This is a genomic window from Pseudomonas sp. 22085 (genome assembly GCF_052045815.1).
In the GTDB taxonomy this organism is placed as follows: Bacteria; Pseudomonadota; Gammaproteobacteria; order Pseudomonadales; family Pseudomonadaceae; genus Aquipseudomonas; species Aquipseudomonas glycinae.
Window position 1 is genome coordinate 40,956 of sequence record NZ_JBQEQA010000010.1, and the last position, 16,070, is coordinate 57,025.

General features: G+C 61.9%; 13 protein-coding genes. 6 read left to right on the top strand and 7 right to left on the bottom strand.

The genetic code is table 11. The annotated features are described in order from the left end of the window. Positions 1–16: 16 nt before the first annotated feature. The 5 genes from ACTJK7_RS14000 to ACTJK7_RS14020 all read right to left on the bottom strand — a co-directional run bounded on the left by ACTJK7_RS14000 (position 17) and on the right by ACTJK7_RS14020 (position 5,834). A complete protein-coding gene (locus ACTJK7_RS14000; protein WP_108562365.1) occupies positions 17–1,192 on the bottom strand; it encodes a lactonase family protein in 1,176 nt (391 codons plus the stop codon). Then, positions 1,189–1,497 (bottom strand): DUF5629 family protein, encoded by a 309-nt coding sequence (locus ACTJK7_RS14005; protein ID WP_440780095.1) that lies wholly within the window; start codon positions 1,495–1,497, stop codon positions 1,189–1,191. Before ACTJK7_RS14005 ends, ACTJK7_RS14000 begins: the two co-directional genes overlap by 4 nt. 281 nt (positions 1,498–1,778) lie before the next feature. Then, positions 1,779–3,359: an aldehyde dehydrogenase (NADP(+)) gene (locus ACTJK7_RS14010; RefSeq protein WP_108562367.1), complete on the bottom strand. Its 1,581-nt coding sequence runs from the start codon at positions 3,357–3,359 to the stop codon at positions 1,779–1,781. A gap of 9 nt (positions 3,360–3,368) precedes the next feature. Further along, the gene (gene araD1, locus ACTJK7_RS14015; RefSeq protein WP_108562369.1) at positions 3,369–4,361 is read right to left on the bottom strand and encodes an AraD1 family protein; all 993 of its coding nucleotides are present in this window, start codon (positions 4,359–4,361) and stop codon (positions 3,369–3,371) included. Between the two features lie 150 nt (positions 4,362–4,511). Next, on the bottom strand, positions 4,512–5,834 hold the full coding sequence (locus ACTJK7_RS14020; RefSeq protein WP_108562371.1) for an MFS transporter: 1,323 nt from the start codon (positions 5,832–5,834) through the stop codon (positions 4,512–4,514). Positions 5,835–6,027: 193 nt separating this feature from the next. Here ACTJK7_RS14020 and ACTJK7_RS14025 point away from each other — a divergent pair, with 193 nt between their 5' ends. Together ACTJK7_RS14025 and ACTJK7_RS14030 are read left to right on the top strand one after the other, a co-directional pair. Beyond that, positions 6,028–7,764, top strand: a complete 1,737-nt coding sequence (locus ACTJK7_RS14025) for an IlvD/Edd family dehydratase (RefSeq protein ID WP_440780093.1) — start codon at positions 6,028–6,030, stop codon at positions 7,762–7,764. A 199-nt stretch (positions 7,765–7,963) separates the two neighbouring features. Beyond that, positions 7,964–8,683, top strand: coding sequence for a FadR/GntR family transcriptional regulator (locus ACTJK7_RS14030; RefSeq protein WP_039766869.1), 720 nt, complete (start codon positions 7,964–7,966; stop codon positions 8,681–8,683). A 181-nt stretch (positions 8,684–8,864) separates the two neighbouring features. On the opposite strand, the gene ACTJK7_RS14035 is transcribed toward ACTJK7_RS14030, so the two are convergent. Next, positions 8,865–11,249 carry an efflux RND transporter permease subunit gene (locus tag ACTJK7_RS14035; protein ID WP_064380418.1) on the bottom strand — a complete coding sequence of 795 codons (2,385 nt, stop codon included), beginning with the start codon at positions 11,247–11,249 and terminating at the stop codon, positions 8,865–8,867. Positions 11,250–11,277: 28 nt separating this feature from the next. Then, complete coding sequence (locus ACTJK7_RS14040; protein ID WP_236196994.1) at positions 11,278–12,306, bottom strand: WD40/YVTN/BNR-like repeat-containing protein; 1,029 nt, start codon at positions 12,304–12,306, stop codon at positions 11,278–11,280. A 325-nt stretch (positions 12,307–12,631) separates the two neighbouring features. Here ACTJK7_RS14040 and ACTJK7_RS14045 point away from each other — a divergent pair, with 325 nt between their 5' ends. From ACTJK7_RS14045 to ACTJK7_RS14060, 4 genes are read left to right on the top strand one after another with little or no spacing between them, the layout of a single operon-like run. Next, positions 12,632–13,222, top strand: a complete 591-nt coding sequence (locus ACTJK7_RS14045) for an amino acid synthesis family protein (RefSeq protein WP_007957412.1) — start codon at positions 12,632–12,634, stop codon at positions 13,220–13,222. 32 nt (positions 13,223–13,254) lie between these two features. Continuing rightward, positions 13,255–14,088 (top strand): alpha/beta fold hydrolase, encoded by an 834-nt coding sequence (locus tag ACTJK7_RS14050; RefSeq protein WP_039766874.1) that lies wholly within the window; start codon positions 13,255–13,257, stop codon positions 14,086–14,088. Next, a complete protein-coding gene (locus ACTJK7_RS14055; protein WP_108562375.1) occupies positions 14,085–15,566 on the top strand; it encodes an aldehyde dehydrogenase in 1,482 nt (493 codons plus the stop codon). The genes ACTJK7_RS14050 and ACTJK7_RS14055 overlap by 4 nt, the downstream gene beginning before the upstream one ends. A gap of 12 nt (positions 15,567–15,578) precedes the next feature. Further along, positions 15,579–16,064 (top strand): flavin reductase family protein, encoded by a 486-nt coding sequence (locus ACTJK7_RS14060; protein ID WP_085610543.1) that lies wholly within the window; start codon positions 15,579–15,581, stop codon positions 16,062–16,064. Positions 16,065–16,070: the final 6 nt, after the last annotated feature.

Genomic DNA, 16,070 nt, shown 5'->3' on the forward strand with positions numbered 1-16,070 from the left:
GACCGGGGCCTGCGGCTTATTGACGCACGAGAAACTTGAGATCGCTCGGGGCGTCCATCGGCAGCTTTTGCACGGTTTTGCCCAGCAGACCGGTCTTGCCGTCGCGCTCGACCACGACAATCTGGTTGCTCTTCTGATTGGCGATCAGCAGGAATTTGCCGCTTGGATCGAGGCTGAACTCGCGCGGGTGATCGCCTTCCACCGAACGTCGTTGCAGTTCCTTGAGCTGGCCGCTGGCCGGGTCAATGGCGAACACCAGCAGCTGATTGGCGGTGCCACGGTTGCTGACGTAGAGGAATTTGCCATCGGCGGACGCGTGCAGCGCGGCGGCGGCTTTGTCCGAGGTTGGCTGGCCGGCAGCCAGATCGACCAGTTGCGTCTGGGTCAGCACGCCGTCCTTGTAGTCGAATACCGCGACCTGAGCACTCATTTCCATGGTCAGCCAGGCATGTTTGCCGTCCGCGCTGAACAACAGATGACGCGGGCCGCTGCCGGCTGGCAGTTGCACCGACGCGGTTTTCGCCGGGGTCAGCGGCAGATCCGGGTTGGCTTTCGGGTCGAATTGGTAGATGAAGACCTTGTCCGCACCCAGGTCATTGGAGAACACGTAACGGCCGTCCGGCGAGGACACCGTCGAGTGCACGTGGTTCGAGGCCTGACGCTCGGGATTGACCCGGCTCGCCGGGTGCGCGCTCATCTGCACCACCGGTTTGAGCTTGCCGTCGCTGCCCACCGGCAATACCGCGAGGGTGCCGCCCGGATCTTCAACCACCGAGTAGTTGCTGACGAACAGATGACTGGCGTCGCCGCTGAGGCTCGAATGGGTCGGCTCGTTGCCCAGGCTCTGGACCTGATTGATCAGGGTCAGCGCGTGGGTCTTCGGATCGATGGCGTAGCTGCTCACACGACCGACCGGATCTTTCTGGCCTGGGCCGTTTTCGTTGACCACGAACAACCGGCGCTGATCCTTCGACAGGGTCAGCCACGACGGGTTTTCGCTCTTGATCACTTGCAACGGTTTGGCGTCGATCTGTCCGGTGGCGCTGTCGAAGTTCATCCGGTAGATGCCTTCGCTGGTGCCGGCGGTGTAGGAGCCCACCAAAAACTGGAAGCTCTCGGCCGAGGCACTGGAAAGTCCCATCGCGCCGACGCTGCCGGCCATCAGCAATGGCCAGAATTTACGCATGTTCATTCGGCTTCATCCTCGTCGTCGGCGCTGCTCAGTACATCCCCGAGGCAGACCAGACGGTGTTCGCCGACGGTCTTGGTGTCGCTGGAAAAACCGACGATCAGCCAGCTCTGCAGGTCTTCATCAAACGTCGCCGCCGCCACCTGAGCCGGGGTGAATTCCCAGTGCTTGGCTGTTCGGCCATCGATGCATTCGATGTGCAGGTTGTCGTCTTCGTCGAGGGCGAATTCGAAAGCGTGCAGGCCGTCGATTTCGACCATACCGCAGTGTTCGAGGGCGTTGAGAAGGGTTTCGGTTACGGCAGTCATGGCAATCATGTCTTTCAGGGGGAAAGGGGCAATGATAGCTCAAAGCCCCGCTCTTGATCGTTCCCACGCTCTGCGTGGGAATGCCTCAAGGGACGCTCCGCGTTCCAGCTCTCGAATGGGACGCAGAGCGTCCCGGGCTGCATTCCCACGCGGAGCGTGGGAACGATCAACGATCCCTGTGGGAGCTGGCCAGCCTGCGATTGCAATTTGTCAGTCACATAAATACTGAATGTGCCGCCGCCATCGCTGGCAAGCCAGCTCCCACAGGGTTTTCGGTGTGGTTACAGGGCTTCGCGCGATGGCTTGCCGTCGACCAGCCGCTGAATACGCAGCGGGTTGGCGTTTTTCAGCGGTTCCGGCAGCAGGCTGTCGGGGTAGTTCTGGAAGCACACCGGGCGCAGGAAACGATCGATCGCCAGCGTACCCACCGAGGTGCCGCGGGCATCGGAGGTCGCCGGATACGGCCCGCCATGAACCATCGAATCACACACTTCCACACCGGTCGGATAACCATTGAGCAGGATCCGTCCGACCTTCTGCTCCAGCAATGGAGTGAGTTCCAGGAAGCGCTCGAAATCCGCCTGCTCGCCGATAATCGTCGCCGTCAGTTGCCCATGCAGGCCCTGCAACGCCGCGCTCAACTGCGCCTTGTCAGCCACTTCAACGATCACAGTGGTCGGGCCGAACACTTCTTCCTGCAGCACTTCATCGCCATCGATCAGCAGGCTGACATCGGCCTTGAACAACTGCGGCTGCGCCTGATTGCCCTGCTGCGGATTACCCGCCAGATGCTCGATGCCGGCGTGGGCCAAGAGTTTTTCCAGGCCTTTGCCGTAGCTGCCGAGGGTGCCGGCATTGAGCATGGTTTGCGCCGGTTGATCACTGATCAGCGCCGCGACTTGCTCTATGAATGCCGTGAACTGCACTGAGCGAATGCCGATCACCAGGCCCGGATTGGTACAGAACTGACCGCAGCCCTGCACCACCGACGCGGTCAGATCGCGAGCAACGGTTTCCGAACGCACGGCCAGGGCCTCGGGCAATACGATCACCGGGTTGATGCTCGACATCTCGGCAAATACCGGGATTGGCTGAGGCCGCGCGGCGGCCATGTCACACAGCGCCCGTCCGCCGCGCAGCGAGCCGGTGAAACCCACGGCCAGAATCGCAGGATGCTTGACCAGCCATTCGCCGACGCCACCGCCGTAGATCATGTTGAAGACACCGGCCGGCATGGCGGTTTTTTCCGCCGCGCGGATCAGCGCATCAGCGACGAGTTCGGCCGTAGCCATATGACCGCTGTGGGCCTTGAACACCACCGGGCAACCGGCCGCCAGCGCCGACGCGGTATCACCGCCGGCGGTGGAGAATGCCAGCGGAAAATTGCTGGCGCCGAACACCGCCACCGGCCCCAGGCCGATGCGGTACTGGCGCAGATCCGGACGCGGCAACGGCTGACGATCCGGCAACGGCAGGTCGATGCGTGCACCGTAGAAATCACCGCGTCGCAGGACTTTGGCGAACAAGCGCATCTGGCCGCTGGTGCGCCCTCTTTCACCTTGAATCCGTCCGGCAGGCAGTGCGGTTTCGCGACAGACCACGGCCACGAAGTCATCGCCCAGCGCATCCAGCTCATCGGCAATCGCATCGAGAAACTGCGCGCGGCGTTCGGCGCTGAGGCTGCGATACGCCGGATACGCCGCCGCAGCGGCTTTGGCGGCAGCGTCCACTTCCGCTTCCGTGGCCTGAATGAAATCGTGGGGCAGTGCTTCGCCCGTGGTGGCGTCGACGCTTTGCAGCTTGACGTTGCCCGCCGCGCTGCGACGACCGCCGATGTAGTTGTGACCGAGAATCTGAGTCATGGGATCTCCTTAAAGGGTGCCGATGCTGTCCGGTTCGAATGCCGCTGCGACCGGGGTGATGCCGTTGACCAGCGGTGCGCCGAATTCGGCCTGGCTGATTTCGAACACGTCGCCCGGTTGAGTGCGAATGCCATCGGCGAACGACAGGGTCGCGGTGCCGAAAAAGTGAATGTGCACGTCGCCCGGGCGCAGGAACTGGCGGTACTTGAAGTGGTGGTACTCGAGGTTCGCCAGGCTGTGGCACATGTTGGCCTCGCCGCTGAGGAACTCGTTTTGCCACAGCACTTCGCCGTCGCGCAGGATGCGACTGGTGCCCGCCAGGTGTTGAGGCAATTCACCCGTGCAAAGTTCCGGCCCGTAGCTGCAACTGCGCAGCTTGGAGTGGGCCAGGTACAAGTAATTCTTGCGTTCCATGACGTGATCGGAGAACTCGTTGCCCACCGCAAACCCCAGGCGATAAGGCTTGCCGTCGTGGCCGATGACGTAGAGGCCGGCCATCTCCGGCTCCTCGCCGGCGTCTTCGGCAAACGGCGGCAGCGGGAACGGCTGGCCAGGACGCACGACAATGCTGCCGTCGCCCTTGTAGAACCATTCCGGCTGCACCCCGGACTGCCCCGCCGCCGGTTTGCCGCCCTCCACGCCCCATTTGAAGATACGCATGGTGTCGGTCATCGACGCTTCGTCGCCGGCCTGCTGATGCATCTTGTCCCGGGCCGAGGCACTGCCCAGGTGGGTGAGGCCGGTGCCGCTGACCAGCAGGTGCGCGGGGTCCGGGTGGTCCAGTGGCGGCAGGATGCGCAGTTGGGCCAGCAACTCGGCGTAATCATGGCTGATGCCCAGGCCGAGGGTTTGCACTTGCTGCACGAGCGTGTTGCCGGCCTCGATCGCGGCCAGGGCCAGATCTCGAACCGTGCGCGCATCCTGCACTTCACGCACCAGACCGTCCTCGACCACCCCGACACGGCGCTCGCCGCTACTCAATTCGAATTGAACCAGATGCATAAATCCTCTCCTGTAAACAAGCCTTCGAAACACCCCAAGACCCTGTGGGAGCTGGCTTGCCAGCGATAACCATCTGTCAGATACATCAATACTGAATGTGCTGACATCATCGCTGGCAAGCCAGCTCCCACAAGGGATAGCGCCGATCATTCAGGTTCGAGTGGCACCGCGTGCACTCGCTGCAAATTGGTCAACCGGGAGCACATGCTTGCGCTCTAGCACGCGATAGACGACGCCCGTCAGAATCAGCCCGCACACCATCACCCCGGACAGGAAATACAGGCCCGAAGCAAGGTTGCCGGTGTATTCCTTCAAGGCGCCGATCACGAACGGGCCGATGTAGCCGCCCAGGTTGCCCACCGAGTTGATCAAGGCAATCCCGGCGGCGGCACTGGCACCAGCGAAGAAGCGCCCCGGCAAAGTCCAGAACACCGCCGTGCAGGAAAACAGCGCGAATGCCACCAGACACAACGCTGCCAGTTGCGCCACCGGCAACGACAGCCAGGCACTGAGGAACAGGCCCATGGCGCCCAGCACATAGAGCACCGCCAGATGACCATAGCGATCATTCAAACGGTCGGAACTGCGCGGAATGATCAGCAGGCCGATGATCCCGAAGATGTACGGCACCGATGACACGAAACCGGTCACCAGATCGCTGCCGCCGAACTGTTTGATCAGGGTCGGCAGCCACAGGCCCAGGCCATAAATGCTCAGGGTGACCGGCAGATAGAACAGCGCCAGCAGCAACACACGTTTGTCTTTCAGCGCATGCAGCGGATTGCCGTGACGGGTCTGGCCGTATTCCTGCAGGTCCTTTTTCAGCTCGCCGGTCAACCAGTCCTTCTCGGCCTGATCCATCCATTTCACTTGCTGTGGGCCGTCCGGCAACCAGCGCAATACCGGCCAGGTCAGCAGGATCGCCGGGGTGCCGATGACGATGAACAGCCACTGCCAGCCATGCAGGCCGAGGATGCCGTCCATGCCCAGCAAACCGCCCGAAACGGGGCCGGTGATCATCATCGCGATGGGTTGGGACAGGATGAACAACCCGAGGATCTTGCCGCGATGGCGCACCGGGAACCATTGGGTGATGTAGTAAAGAACGCCGGGAAAGAACCCCGCCTCCGCCGCGCCGAGCAGAAAGCGCATCACGTAGAAACTGTGCGGGCCCTGAACGAAGGCCATGCCAATGGTGATCGCGCCCCAGGTGATCATGATCCGCGCAAACCAGCGCCGCGCGCCAAAGCGTTCGAGCATCAGATTGCTGGGGATTTCAAACAGAAAGTAGCCGATGAAAAACAGCCCGGCGCCGAGGCCGTAGGCGGCATCGCCAATGCCGATGTCGGCGCCCATGTGCAGCTTGGCGAAGCCGACGGCGGAGCGATCCACATAGGCGATCAAGTACAGCAGGATCAGGAAGGGAATCAGTTTCAGCGTGATGCGCCGGACAAGCCGCAGTTCCTGGCTCATGAGATCGGTCTCCGATTGTTGTTTTTATGGAACCTCGGGGGACGCCTCTCGCGGAAAACCACCAGGGCCATCCCTCCGTCGAAAACGACTATATAGTAATACTAATTACGCAACAACACTTCCAAAGCGGCGATTTTGCGCTTATGTTTAGCCGAAGCTCGCAAACAATAGTCTTACAATAAGAGAATCGATCATGTCTGATAAGAAACCCACCCTGCGCTCCGCCCAATGGTTTGGCACGGCCGACAAGAACGGCTTCATGTACCGCAGCTGGATGAAGAATCAGGGCATCGCCGACCATCAGTTCCACGGCAAGCCGATCATCGGCATCTGCAACACCTGGTCAGAGCTGACCCCGTGCAACGCGCACTTCCGCCAGATCGCGGAACACGTCAAACGTGGGGTGATCGAGGCCGGTGGTTTTCCGGTTGAATTTCCTGTGTTCTCCAATGGCGAGTCGAACCTGCGCCCGACCGCCATGCTCACCCGCAACCTGGCGAGCATGGACGTCGAGGAAGCGATTCGCGGCAACCCGATTGACGGCGTGGTGCTGCTGACCGGTTGCGACAAGACCACCCCGGCCCTGCTGATGGGCGCGGCCAGTTGCGACGTGCCGGCGATCGTTGTCACCGGCGGGCCGATGCTCAACGGCAAGCACAAGGGTAAGGACATCGGCTCCGGTACCGTGGTCTGGCAGCTCAGCGAGCAGGTCAAGGCCGGCACCATCACGATTGACGATTTCCTTGCGGCCGAGGGCGGCATGTCCCGCTCGGCCGGCACCTGCAACACCATGGGCACCGCGTCGACCATGGCCTGCATGGCCGAAGCACTCGGCACATCCCTGCCGCACAACGCGGCGATTCCGGCGGTGGATGCGCGGCGTTATGTGCTGGCGCACATGTCCGGCATGCGTGCGGTGGAGATGGTTCGTGAGGATCTGAAACTGTCGAAGATCCTGACCAAGGAAGCCTTCGAAAACGCGATCCGTGTCAACGCAGCCATTGGCGGTTCGACCAACGCGGTGATCCATCTCAAAGCCATCGCCGGGCGCATCGGCGTCGAGTTGGATCTGGACGACTGGACCCGCATCGGTCGTGGCATGCCGACCATCGTCGACCTGCAACCGTCCGGGCGTTTCCTGATGGAAGAGTTCTACTACGCGGGCGGCTTGCCGGCCGTGCTGCGCCGCCTTGGCGAGGCCAATCTGATTCCCAACCCGAACGCGCTGACCGTCAACGGCAAATCCATCGGCGAGAACACCAAGGACGCACCGATCTATGGCGAGGACGAAGTGATCCGCACCCTCGACAACCCGATCCGCGCTGACGGCGGCATCTGCGTATTGCGCGGCAACCTGGCGCCACTGGGCGCGGTGCTCAAGCCGTCAGCCGCCACGCCGGAACTGATGCAGCACCGTGGCCGCGCCGTCGTTTTCGAGAACTTCGACATGTACAAGACGCGGATCAACGATCCGGAACTGGACGTCGATGCGGACTCGATTCTGGTGATGAAAAATTGCGGGCCGAAGGGTTATCCGGGCATGGCCGAGGTCGGCAACATGGGTTTGCCGGCCAAGCTGCTGGCGCAGGGCGTGACCGACATGGTGCGCATCTCCGATGCACGGATGAGCGGCACCGCTTACGGCACCGTTGTCTTGCACGTCGCTCCGGAAGCGGCGGCCGGCGGGCCTTTGGCGGCGGTGAAGGAAGGCGACTGGATCGAACTGGACTGCGCCAGCGGGCGTTTGCATCTGGATATTCCGGACGCTGAACTGGCGGCGCGGATGGCGGATCTGCAACCGCCGCAGCAGCTGTTGGTAGGTGGGTATCGTCAGTTGTACATCGACCATGTGCTGCAGGCGGATCAGGGTTGCGATTTCGACTTCCTCGTCGGTTGCCGAGGGGCTGAAGTGCCGCGCCATTCCCACTAAAACCGCCGACTGATCGTTCCCACGCTCCGCGTGGGAATGCAGCCCGGGACGCTCTGCGTCCCATTCGAGAGCTGGAACGCAGAGCGTCCCTTCAGGCATTCCCACGCAGAGCGTGGGAACGATCATTGCCTCGCTCCAGATTACGTCGTGCCTGCTATGATGCGCGGCATCTCCATCGCTCAGGATCGCGCCACTCCCCATGGATTACCGCAAACCTTCCGACCGTAAAAGCATGCACTCGCGCATCGTCCAGGAACTGGGCATGCAGATTGTTTCCGGACGCTTTCTGCCCTGCGACAAGCTGCCCGCCGAAGCCTTGCTCTGCGAGGAGTACGCGGTCAGCCGGCCGGTGTTGCGCGAAGCCACCCGAGTGCTGGTCGCCAAGGGGCTGGTGTATTCCAAGCCGCGCGTCGGCACCGTGGTCAAGCCACGCCGCGAATGGCACATGCTCGACCCGGACGTGCTGCACTGGTTGATGCAAAGCAGCCCGCAGAACGAGTTCTTCAACGTCCTGACCAGCGTGCGCAGCATCATCGAACCGGCCGCCGCTGCCCTCGCCGCCCAGCACGCCACCGATGCCGACATTGCGTCGATTGCCGAGGCTTACCAGCGCATGGAAGCGGCGCCGACGCCTGAGGCGTTGTTGCAACCGGATCTGGATTTTCACAGCCGGATTGCTGACGCAACCCACAACGACTTGCTGGCCAACCTGTGCAACATGCTTGCGGTGGCGATTGCCGAGGCGCTGAAGCATTCGAATCAGCGGCCGAATCTGCATGAGCTGGCATTGCCTCGGCACAAGGCGATTCTGACGGCGATCGAGAATCGGGATGCGCTGGGGGCGCGACATGCGACGTTGGTGCAGCTGGATGATGCGCGAAGTGCTTTGAGTGTTGTGCTCGGCACCGAACTCTCCTGAACACAACAAAACCCTGTGAGAGCTGGCTTGCCAGCGATGAAGGCTTAACATTCAACATTGATGTGGGCTGTTGATCCGCTATCGCTGGCAAGCCAGCTCCCACAGGGTTAATCGTGAACTTCGAGACATAAAAAAGCCGCAACCCTTCAAGGTTGCGGCTTTTTCATTTCAGCCAAATGGATCAGTGAGCAAACAGAGAGTTGCCCTTCTGCCCCGCCAGTTTCTCCGGCTTGATCAGGAACTTCGCCAGTGCCGGCAGCAGCCACAGCGCACCGAACATGTTCCACAGCAGCATGAAGGTCAGCATCAGGCCCATGTCGGCCTGGAACTTGATCGCCGAGAAGATCCAGGTGCACACGCCGATGGCCAGGCACAGACCGGTGAACAGCACCGCTTTACCGGTGGATTTGAGGGTCTGGTAATAGGCTTCCTGCAACGGCAGGCCGGCTCGCAGAAAACTTTCCAGACGGCTGTAGATGTAGATGCCGTAGTCCACGCCGATCCCCACGCCGAGCGCCACCACCGGCAGCGTCGCCACCTTCACGCCGATGCCCATGAACGCCATCAGCGCGTTGCCCAGCACCGAGGTCAGCACCAGCGGCAGCACGATGCACAAGGTCGCCGCCCACGAGCGGAAGGTGATCATGCACATGACCGCCACGCAGATGTACACCAGGATCAGGATGGTCAGCTCGGACTTCTTGATCACCTCGTTGGTGGCCGCCTCGATCCCGGCGTTACCGGCCGCGAGGATGAATTCCAGGCCTTCCTTGTTGTTTTCCTTGGCGAAGTCCTGCACCGCATGCACTGCGCGGTCGAGGGTTTCAGCCTTGTGGTCGTTGAGGAACACCAGCACCGGCGCCAGCGAACAGCTGTTGTTGTACAGGCCATCGGCCCGGGCGATGGAGTTGTTCAGCACGTCAGGGTTGCGTGACAGGGTTTCCCATTTCAGGTTGCCCTCGTTCATGCCCTTGATCATCTGCTTGGACACGGTCACCAACGAGATCGCCGACTGCACGCCCTCGGTGTTCTGCATCTTCCACATCAGCTCGTCGATCGGCGCCATGGCTTCATAGCGCGAGCAGCCTTCGGACTTGGTCTTGACCATCACCACCAGCACGTCGGAGCTGGTCGAGTAGTTGCTGATGATGAAGTTGTTGTCCTTGTTGTAGCGCGAATCCGGACGCAGTTCCGGCGCCCCCTGGTCGAGGTCGCCGATCTTCAGGTTCTGGCTGTACCAGAGGCCGCCACCGAAGGCGACCAGCGCCAGGGCGATGGAGATCGGGGCGACTTTCGGGTTGGCAAAGTTCGACAGCAGGCGCCAGAACGGATGTTCGCGGTGCGCGTCCTTCTTGCTCTTGGCGATGGCGCGCTTGCTGATGCCGACATAGGAAATCGCCACCGGCAGCAGGATCAGGTTGGTGAACACGATCACCGCCACGCCGATGGAGGCGCCGATGGCCAGCTCGCGGATCACACCGATGTCGATGATCAACAGCGTGATGAAGCCGACGGCGTCCGCCAGAATCGCGATCATCCCCGGCAGGAACAGCTGACGGAATGTGCGCCGCGCGGCGGTCAGGGCGTTGTCCGCCTCGCCGGATTGCAGGGCGATACCGTTGATCTTCTGCACGCCGTGGGAAATGCCGATGGCGAAGATCAGGAACGGCACCAGCATCGAATACGGATCGAGACCGAACCCGAAGAAGTGCATCAACCCCAGTTGCCAGACCACCGCCACCAGCGTGGTGCTCAACACCGCCACGGTGCTGCGCAAGCAGTTGGTGAACCACAGCAGCAGAATCAGGGTGATGACGAAGGCGATGCCGAAGAACATCACCACCATCACCAGGCCGTCGATCAGGTCGCCAACCTTCTTGGCGAAACCGACGATGTGGATCTTGACGTTAGGGTTCTGCGCTTCGAACTTGTTGCGGATTTTATCTTCAAGCTCATGGGAGAACTTGCGGTAGTCCAGCGCCAGCAGCTTGCCCTGGTCCTGCGGGTCCGGATAGGACTCCAGCAGCGGGATGTCGACGATGCTCGACTTGAAGTCGTTGGCCACCAGACGTCCGACCTGACCGGACTTGAGCACGTTGTTGCGCAGCAGATCGAGGCTGTCCTGGGAGCCGTTGTAGCTCTGCGGGATCACTTCGCCGCCGGCAAAACCTTCCTCGGTCACTTCGGTCCAGCGCACGCTCGGGCTCCACAGCGACTTGAGGCCGGAACGGTCGACGCCGGAGATGTAGAACACCTCGTCGTTGATCTGACGCAGGGTTTCCATGTACTCCCTGGAGAAGATGTCGCCGTCCTTCGCTTCCACCGAAATGCGCACGGTGTTGCCCAGGTTCGCCAGATCGTTGCGATGCTCCATCATCTTTTCAATGAACGGATGCTTGAGCGGGATCATCTTTTCGAAACTGGTGGACGGACGGATCAGCGTGGCCTGCCAGAACAGGAAAATGCTGACCAGCAGGCAGATCACGATCACTGCCGGGCGGTTGTTGAAGATCAGGCGCTCGAGAAACGTCGCCTTGTCCTGATGATGAGTGCTCAAGGAAGTCATAGCCCCGCCTTCTTATTATTGATTCGGCTCATTTGCCCAGCTCGGCACCGTTCGGCGAAGTGACCCGGACGCCACCCTGCCCGCTCAGGATCAGATTGCCGTTGCCGGCGGCGGTGACCGACGACAGCGAGATGCGATCCGGACGGTTGAACACGCTGAAGGTTTCGCCGTTGTCACTGCTGCTGACCACCGAGCCGCCGTTGCCGACGATGACGATGGAGCCATCCTCGAGCAGCGTGGCGCCGGACAGGCCGAACTCCAGCGAACCGCGCGCGGCTTTCAGCTCGACCTGCTCCCACGTACTGCCGAAATCGGTGGAGCGGTAAAGGTTGCCGCGCAGGCCGTAGACCAGCAGGGTTTGCGGTTGCGCCGTGCCGATCACGCCGAACAGCGAGCCTTCGTACGGGCCTTCGAGTTTTTCCCAGGTCTGGCCCCCGTCGGCGGAGCGGAACATGCTGCCCGACTCGCCGACGATGAACAGGCCGGCGTCTTTTACGGAGGCGATGGCGTTGAGGTGGAACTGGTCTTCGTTGTCGAGGCGATCACTGACGTCTTCCCAGTTTTTGCCACCGTCGGTGGTTTCCAGCAGCGCGCCGTAGGCCCCCACAGCGAGGCCGCTGTCGAGGTCCTTGAACCAGACGTCGAGCAGCGGCGATTCGCGCTTGAGGTCTTCGAACTGTTTGGTCCAGGTCAGGCCGCCGTCTTCGCTGGCGAGGATCTGTGCGTCGTGGCCGACGGCCCAGCCGTGCTTGTCATCGACGAAATACACGGCCGTCAGCAACTGGCGGCTCGGCACCTTGGCCTGGGTCCAGGTCTTGCCCTGATCGTCGGAATAGAGAATGTGCCCGCGATCCCCGACCGCCACCAGCCGGGTTCCGGCGTGAACGACATCGAGCATCAGGCTTTTCGAGGCCTTGGCCGATTCGGTGGCATAGACCACGTCGGCGGGCGCTTCGGCGGCGAGAACCGGCGCCGACAATGTGGCAAAGCCCAGCAGAGAGAGTGCTGTGGCCAGCAACGCGGTGTTGCGTAACGCCGGCGGGCGGCAACGACTCATAGACCTTCCCCTGTTTATTATTGTTGGTCATGGACCTTAAGGGCGCCGCAAGGGTGCTCACGGTGACTGCCTGGTCACAAGCATAGTCCTGAAACCCGCTGTCCAGAGCCCCCTTCGGAAGCTGGCTCATCCTATCGGGCATTCGAAACGTCTGACAATCGGCGCAACGTTATCTTTTGTTAACCGAAAGGGACTACAGCGGCAGCTGAATGCGCGGGCATTCGTCCGACTGATGGCAGGGAATCTTGCGAGGGGGACTTGCACGATCGGTATTATGGTATACCATCAGACGCACAGACACTCTTTATCCCCTACGGAGCAGCTCATGAGTTTCGAAATCCGCAAGATCGTCAGCTATGTCGAAGAGACCTTCATCGAAGGCGGCAAGGCGTCCGACACCCCGGTGACCATGGTCGGCCTGGCCGTCGTGATGAAGAACCCGTGGGTCGGCAATGGCTTTGTCGAAGATCTCAAGCCGCAGATCCGCGCCAATTGCTCCGACCTCGGCGCGATGATGGTCGAGCGTCTGGTGGGCATCATCGGCGGCGCCGAGAAGATCGAGGCCTACGGCAAAGCCGCGGTGGTCGGCGCTGATGGCGAAATCGAGCACGCGTCGGCGGTGATCCATACCCTGCGCTTCGGCAATCACTACCGCGAAGCGGTCAAGGCCAAGAGCTACCTGAGCTTCACCAACAAGCGCGGCGGCCCGGGCACTTCGATCCAGATTCCGATGATGCACAAGGATGACGAAGGCCTGCGCTCGCACTACATCACCCTGGAAATGCAGATCGAAGACGCCCCGCGCGCCGACGAAATCGTCGTGGTGCTCGGTTGCGCCGACGGTGGTCGCCTGCACCCGCGCATCGGCAATCGCTACATCGATCTGGAAGAACTGGCCGCCGAAAAAGCCCAGTAATCACAATAAAAAAGGCATTGCAGGAGCGCTCCATGATTCGGCTCACCGCTGAACTCACCCCGGCCGGCACCAGTTATCTGGCGACAGGCGTTGGCCAACCCGTGGTGTTGATCCACGGCGTGGGCTTGAACAAAGAAATGTGGGGCGGCCAGATCGTTGGCCTGGCCACGCAATACCGGGTGATCGCCTACGACATGCTCGGCCATGGCGCCAGCCCGCGACCGGCCAGCGGCACCGCCCTGCTCGGCTATGCCGATCAGTTGCTGGAGCTGCTCGACCACCTGCAATTGCCCGAGGCGTCGGTGATCGGCTTTTCCATGGGTGGTCTGGTGGCGCGGGCGTTTGCCCTGCATTACCCGGAACGCCTGAAAAGCCTGGTGGTGCTCAACAGCGTGTTCAACCGCAGCGAAGAGCAGCGCGCCGGGGTCATCGCCCGCACCGCGCAAGCCGCTGAGCACGGGCCGGATGCGAATGCCGAAGCGGCGCTGTCGCGCTGGTTCAGCCGCGAATACCAGGCGGCCAACCCGGCGCAGATCGCTGCGATCCGCCAGACCCTGGCCGGCAATGATCCGCAGGGCTACCTGACCACCTACGAACTGTTCGCCACCCAGGACATGTACCGCGCCGACGACCTGGGCAGCATCCAGGCGCCGACGCTGATCGCCACTGGTGAACTGGACCCCGGATCGACCCCGGAAATGGCCGAGCAACTGGCCGCGCGCATTCCCGGTGCGAAGGTTGCCGTGCTGCCCGAGCAACGGCATATGATGCCGGTAGAGTCGCCACGGCTGGTGAACCAGACGCTGCTGGAATTTCTCGACACCGCACACGCCCGACAAAACCATATAAAGGGGATCGTTGCATGACGCTCGCACGCTTCCAGATGTGCATCGGCGGAGAATGGGTCGACGCCCTCTCCGGCAAGACGTTCGAAAGCCTCAACCCGGCGCTGGCCGAGCCCTGGGCCGAGCTGCCCGACGCTGACGAAGCCGACGTCGAACGCGCGGTGCAGGCCGCACAAACTGCTTTCGACAGCCCGGCATGGCGTGGCTTGACCGCCACCGCGCGCGGCAAGTTGCTGCGTCGTCTCGGTGACCTGATCGCCGAAAACAAGGAACAACTGGCGCAGCTGGAAAGCCGCGACAACGGCAAACTGATCCGCGAAACCCGCGGTCAGGTCGGTTATCTGCCGGAGTTTTTCCATTACACCGCCGGCCTCGCCGACAAGCTCGAAGGCGGCACCCTGCCGCTGGATAAGCCCGATCTGTTCGCCTACACCGTGCACGAAGCCATGGGCGTGGTCGCCGCGATCATTCCCTGGAACAGCCCGCTTTACCTGACCGCGATCAAACTGGCGCCGGCATTGGCAGCGGGCAACACCATCGTGATCAAGCCGTCCGAGCATGCCTCGGCAACCATTCTGGAACTGGCGCGCCTGGCCCTCGAAGCCGGGATTCCACCGGGGGTGGTCAACGTCGTCACCGGCTACGGCCCGAGCACTGGCGCCGCCCTCACCCGTCATCCGCTGGTCCGCAAGATCGCCTTCACCGGCGGCGCCGCCACGGCCCGACATGTGGTGCGCAGCAGCGCCGAGAACTTCGCCAAGCTGTCGCTGGAACTGGGCGGCAAGTCACCGAACATCATCTTCGCCGACGCCGATCTCGACAGCGCGATCAACGGCGCCATCGCCGGGATCTATGCCGCATCCGGGCAGAGTTGCGTATCCGGTTCGCGACTGCTGGTGCAAGACGAAATCTACGACGAGTTCGTCAGCCGACTGGTGGAGCGCGCCCAGCGCATCCGCATCGGCAACCCGCAGGACGACAGCAGCGAAATGGGCCCGATGGCTACCGCGCAGCAACTGGCGGTGGTTGAGGGTCTGGTGGCTGATGCGATTGCTGAAGGCGCGCGTCTGCGCCTGGGTGGCAAGCGTCCGAGCGGCGTCGGTGACGGCTGGTTCTACGAACCGACGCTGTTCGAGTGCGATCGCAATTCGATGAAGATCATGCAGGAAGAAGTCTTTGGTCCGGTCGCCTCGGTGATCCGTTTCAAGGATGAAGCCGAAGCGCTGGCGATTGCCAACGACTCGCAGTTCGGCCTCGCTGCCGGCATCTGGACCCGCGATCTGGGCCGCGCCCATCGCCTGGCCCGGGACGTGCGTTCGGGGATCATCTGGGTCAACACCTACCGCGCGGTGTCGGCCATGGCACCGATCGGCGGCTTCAAGAACAGTGGCTATGGACGCGAAAGCGGCATCGATTCGGTGCTGGCCTACACCGAACTGAAAACGGTGTGGATCAACCTCTCCCAGGCACCGATGCCTGATCCGTTTGTGATGCGTTAGGAGTCCTGCGACATGATCGAACCCGGCATTTACAAAGACGTCATGAGCTCGTTTCCGTCCGGGGTCACGGTGGTCACCACCCTCGACCCGGACGGTGGCATCGTCGGCATCACCGCCAGCGCCTTCAGCGCGCTGTCGATTGATCCGGCGCTGGTGCTGTTCTGCCCCAACTATGCCTCCGACACCTACCCGGTGCTGCGCGACAGCAAGAAGTTCGCGATCCATTTGCTGTCCGCCGACCAGACCGCCGAGGCCTACGCCTTTGCCGGCAAAGGCAAGGACAAGGCCAACGGCATCGAGTGGCATTTGAGCGAGCTCGGTAATCCGATCCTCGCCAAAGCCACGGCGATCATCGAATGCGAGTTGTGGCGTGAATACGACGGTGGCGATCACGCGATCATCGTCGGTGCGGTGAAGAACCTGATCCTGCCGGAGCAGCCGGTAACGCCGATGATTTATCACAAGGGCAAGCTCGGCGCGTTGCCGACCCTGGCCTGACGGAAC

Bases quoted from the DNA above. Each gene is read 5' to 3' on its own strand.
- ACTJK7_RS14055 (WP_108562375.1), top strand. From the start codon at position 14,085: ATGACGCTCGCACGCTTCCAGATGTGCATCGGCGGAGAATGGGTCGAC.
- ACTJK7_RS14045 (WP_007957412.1), top strand. From the start codon at position 12,632: ATGAGTTTCGAAATCCGCAAGATCGTCAGCTATGTCGAAGAGACCTTC.
- ACTJK7_RS14010 (WP_108562367.1), bottom strand. From the start codon at position 3,359: ATGACTCAGATTCTCGGTCACAACTACATCGGCGGTCGTCGCAGCGCG.
- araD1 (WP_108562369.1), bottom strand. From the start codon at position 4,361: ATGCATCTGGTTCAATTCGAATTGAGTAGCGGCGAGCGCCGTGTCGGG.
- ACTJK7_RS14060 (WP_085610543.1), top strand. From the start codon at position 15,579: ATGATCGAACCCGGCATTTACAAAGACGTCATGAGCTCGTTTCCGTCC.
- ACTJK7_RS14030 (WP_039766869.1), top strand. From the start codon at position 7,964: ATGGATTACCGCAAACCTTCCGACCGTAAAAGCATGCACTCGCGCATC.
- ACTJK7_RS14040 (WP_236196994.1), bottom strand. From the start codon at position 12,306: ATGAGTCGTTGCCGCCCGCCGGCGTTACGCAACACCGCGTTGCTGGCC.
- ACTJK7_RS14000 (WP_108562365.1), bottom strand. From the start codon at position 1,192: ATGAACATGCGTAAATTCTGGCCATTGCTGATGGCCGGCAGCGTCGGC.
- ACTJK7_RS14005 (WP_440780095.1), bottom strand. From the start codon at position 1,497: ATGACTGCCGTAACCGAAACCCTTCTCAACGCCCTCGAACACTGCGGT.
- ACTJK7_RS14020 (WP_108562371.1), bottom strand. From the start codon at position 5,834: ATGAGCCAGGAACTGCGGCTTGTCCGGCGCATCACGCTGAAACTGATT.
- ACTJK7_RS14050 (WP_039766874.1), top strand. From the start codon at position 13,255: ATGATTCGGCTCACCGCTGAACTCACCCCGGCCGGCACCAGTTATCTG.
- ACTJK7_RS14025 (WP_440780093.1), top strand. From the start codon at position 6,028: ATGTCTGATAAGAAACCCACCCTGCGCTCCGCCCAATGGTTTGGCACG.
- ACTJK7_RS14035 (WP_064380418.1), bottom strand. From the start codon at position 11,249: ATGACTTCCTTGAGCACTCATCATCAGGACAAGGCGACGTTTCTCGAG.